Here is a 3,129-nt window from a genome sequence, read left to right on the forward strand (position 1 = left end):
TAAAAGGCAAAGCGCTAAAATGGTGCAAAAGCGGCAACTTTTTGCCGCTTTTAATTTCGCTGTAAGCCAATAAAGACAGGGCTTGTAGCTAAATAAGTAAAAGTGAAAATGCCGGCTTGGCAACTGCAGTTTTCCCGTTATAATGCAGATAATTTCCGCAAAGAATGATGGCTTATGAGCGTTGCAGTCAGCCAAAATATCATTAAAAGCCCAAATGTCGCCGAAGTCTTTACCGGCCGGCAACCGCGCGCTATTGCACCAAATACAACTGCAACTGACAAAACTTCAGCATCTCCCCAGGGCAATGGCGTTAAAAGTTCGGCTGCTGTTTTAAGCTTGCTTGATGATGAACGCCAAAGTAGCGAGCGCACCGGTTACGACAACCCTGCAGGCCAGCATCAGCGGGCGCTGGAGGCTTATAAAAGTTTGGCCAATCAGCAAAAACGCGAAGAAATTCAACAAATGTTTAGTGTGGATTTATTTGCCTGAGCTGTTGTTCACTGTTGCTGAAACTCCTGAAACTCCTGAAACTCCTGAAACTCCTGAAACTCCTGAAACTCCTGAAACTCCTGAAACTCCTGAAACTCCTGAAACTCCTGAAACTCCTGAAACTCCTTTTTTAGCCCTTTATGTTATTACGTGAATTCCTGTGCCGTTTCACTAATCCGCTTCTGTTGTTGCACCGTATCCATCCCAGAGTCTCACTTTGTGGATAGATAAAGGTCAGCAGATGCAAAAATGTTGTGTGATTACCGGCGCGAGCTCAGGCCTTGGCCGTGAACTGGCATTGCAATATGCAGCTCAAGGTTGGCAGGTAGTGGCCATTGCCCGCTCCATGGAGCGGTTGGCGCAATTGTGCCAGCAGTCGCCTTTGATCCAGTCGCTGGTGGTGGATTTAACCGATGAGCATGCTGTCGCACAGAGTGCAGTACTGATAAATGCCATGTTGCCTTCAGTGGATTTAATTATTTTAAATGCCGGCAGTTGTGAATATGTCGAGGCCGACAATTTTGATTTGGGCGCTTTTGAGCGCACTTTTGCGGTGAATTTTTTTGCTGTGGTCGCTGCAGTGAAGTTTTGGCTGCCGCTGTTAAAAAAAACGGGCAAGGCCCAGCTGGCGATTGTCAGCAGTCTGGCCTGGTTGTTTCCTTTTACCAGAGCAGAAGCTTATGGCGCCAGTAAAGCGGCACTCAGTTATTTCACTGACAGTTTAAGACTGGATTTAACAGGGCAGGGCATTCAGGTTTGTCTGATCGAGCCAGGTTTTGTCGACACCCCGCTGACCCGCAAAAATGACTTTGCCATGCCGTTTTTATTATCTGTGGCAGACGCAGCAAAACGGGTGCGTGTTGCTATTGCTGATGGCAAGTTGCGTTGTCGTTTTCCGCTGCGCCTCAGTTTAAGTCTGCAACTGCTGAACTTATTGCCTTATGGCTTCAGGCAAAAGCTAGCAGCTGGTTTAAAGCCATGAAAATGCTTCATTTTATTGCATTTAAACTCTGCTGGCTGGTGCTGATTTATTGGCAATACCTGCTGATAGTGCCGGTGGTGTTGTACTGGGCTTTTGCCATGGTCAGATTGCACCATAAAGCCCGGCTTGCTGTGCTACTGATCACCTTGTGCGGGGTTTTGCTTGATTCGCTGTTAATTGCCAGCGGCTGGTTAAGTTTTGTTGGCGCCAATATGTTGCCCGTCTGGATGATTGTGCTTTGGGCTTGTTTTGCCCTGATGTTGGTGCAGGTACTGGCCGATATGCTGCGTTATAAATGGTTGGCGGCTTTGTTTGGTGCTTTAGGCGGCCCTCTGGCTTATTGGGGCGGCAGTGCGCTTGGTGGGCAACTGCTGTATCAACCTGTGCTGGAGCTTTCGTTGGTGCTGGCTTTGTGCTGGTCATCGTTATTAACGATTTTTGTGCATTATCGTTTTTTGTGGAGCAAACAAGATGAGACAACAAGCTTTAATGCAAAAGCTGCGGGCTCTTAGTCTGCTGGCATCTTTGCTGTTATTGGCGCCTTTTTGTTATGGCAATAGTACAGATACAAAAAGCAATGCCTTTAAAACAGTGGGCGAGGGCCATTACAGTTATTGGTTTTGGCAGTTGTATCACGCCAGATTGCAGAGCAGTGATGGCTTGTTTGTGGATTATCAGCAAAGTACACCGTTAAAACTGGAGCTTACCTATCAGCGTGACATCACAAAACAGGAGTTTATTGATGCCACTATGGATCAGTGGAAAATTCAGCAGGGTGCAGTGCAAAAGGTGCATAAAATCTGGGCTGGTGAGCTGAACACTTTATGGCGTGATGTGAAAAAAGGCGACAGGCTAACCGCTGTATTGCGTGCTGATGGTCTGGTGGACTTTTATTTTAATGATGAAGTATTAGGCCGCACCACAGATCCGGCTTTTGGCTTTGCCTTTTTTGATATCTGGTTATCGGAAAAAACCACAGCACCTGAACTTCGCAAACAATTACTGGCATTAAAGTCGCCGTAACATGGGTCAGCAGCTCAGTGTAAGCTGTTGTTAAAACACGGACCGCAGCACCAGCCTGAACTGGTGCCGCGGTTTTTTATTTAGCTTATTGTGGCGTTTTTTGTGCTGCGGTTTGTTGTTGCTTCGCCTGGTGCTGATGCACTGACTGTTGGGTGATTTTGGTTTTTTCCTGCTCAGACAACTGTGTTGTTGCTGGCTGGGCATCTTTGCCTGGTTTTACATAATGGATCAGCTTGCGGGCAATATCGGTATTGTCCTGCATGCCGGCAAAAGCGCTTTTTTCTGTGCCCCAGGCCAATACAGGTACGTCAATGGCGGTGTGGGCGCCGCTGGTCCAGCCGGTGCGGGAATAGTGGTTGATATGCTGTTTAACGACTTTAGCCAGTTCATCTAAAGCTTCGGCTTCGGTTTCCAGCTGGTCGTTGATTGTTTTACCGGCAATTTTGGCAAAAGTTTTGGCAGCGTTGGCGCGTGCTGTTGTTAAGGCTGCCATTTCATCGGCCGTCAGTTTTAACGCCGTTTTCTCCAGCCAGATTTTGTTCATATCGGCTTCTTTTGCCTGTACCAGTGCTTTGGCAATTTCAGGCGCGGTGTTTTTCACCTTTTTAATAATGTCTTTGTTCCAGGCGTAATCA

The 3,129-nt window shown here is 47.3% G+C and carries 6 protein-coding genes; 5 read left to right on the forward strand and 1 reads right to left on the reverse strand.

Translation table 11 applies throughout. The features are described 5' to 3' along the window. The first annotated feature begins 174 nt into the window (after nt 1–174). The 5 genes from RCH83_RS00040 to RCH83_RS00060 all read left to right on the forward strand — a co-directional run bounded on the left by RCH83_RS00040 (nt 175) and on the right by RCH83_RS00060 (nt 2,494). On the forward strand, nt 175–489 hold the full coding sequence (locus tag RCH83_RS00040) for a hypothetical protein (protein ID WP_306517891.1): 315 nt from the start codon (nt 175–177) through the stop codon (nt 487–489). Next, nucleotides 482–643: a hypothetical protein gene (locus tag RCH83_RS00045; protein WP_306517893.1), complete on the forward strand. Its 162-nt coding sequence runs from the start codon at nt 482–484 to the stop codon at nt 641–643. The genes RCH83_RS00040 and RCH83_RS00045 overlap by 8 nt, the downstream gene beginning before the upstream one ends. Before the next feature lie 87 nt (nt 644–730). Then, complete coding sequence (locus RCH83_RS00050; protein ID WP_306517895.1) at nt 731–1,471, forward strand: SDR family oxidoreductase; 741 nt, start codon at nt 731–733, stop codon at nt 1,469–1,471. Next, entirely contained in the window at nt 1,468–1,983 is a 516-nt protein-coding gene (locus RCH83_RS00055) for a DUF2878 domain-containing protein (RefSeq protein ID WP_306517897.1), read from the forward strand. The genes RCH83_RS00050 and RCH83_RS00055 overlap by 4 nt, the downstream gene beginning before the upstream one ends. Continuing rightward, nucleotides 1,943–2,494 carry a chalcone isomerase family protein gene (locus tag RCH83_RS00060; RefSeq protein ID WP_306517899.1) on the forward strand — a complete coding sequence of 184 codons (552 nt, stop codon included), beginning with the start codon at nt 1,943–1,945 and terminating at the stop codon, nt 2,492–2,494. The genes RCH83_RS00055 and RCH83_RS00060 overlap by 41 nt, the downstream gene beginning before the upstream one ends. Before the next feature lie 85 nt (nt 2,495–2,579). On the opposite strand, the gene RCH83_RS00065 is transcribed toward RCH83_RS00060, so the two are convergent. Next, on the reverse strand, nt 2,580–3,129 hold a 550-nt coding region (locus RCH83_RS00065), incomplete at its 5' end, for an alkaline phosphatase (protein WP_306517901.1).

It is taken from the genome of Rheinheimera sp. (genome assembly GCF_030824435.1).
GTDB lineage: Bacteria > Pseudomonadota > Gammaproteobacteria > Enterobacterales > Alteromonadaceae > Pararheinheimera.

Coding starts and splice junctions, on each gene's coding strand:
- RCH83_RS00050 (WP_306517895.1), top strand. CDS start 731: ATGCAAAAATGTTGTGTGATTACCGGCGCGAGCTCAGGCCTTGGCCGT.
- RCH83_RS00060 (WP_306517899.1), top strand. CDS start 1,943: ATGAGACAACAAGCTTTAATGCAAAAGCTGCGGGCTCTTAGTCTGCTG.
- RCH83_RS00040 (WP_306517891.1), top strand. CDS start 175: ATGAGCGTTGCAGTCAGCCAAAATATCATTAAAAGCCCAAATGTCGCC.
- RCH83_RS00055 (WP_306517897.1), top strand. CDS start 1,468: ATGAAAATGCTTCATTTTATTGCATTTAAACTCTGCTGGCTGGTGCTG.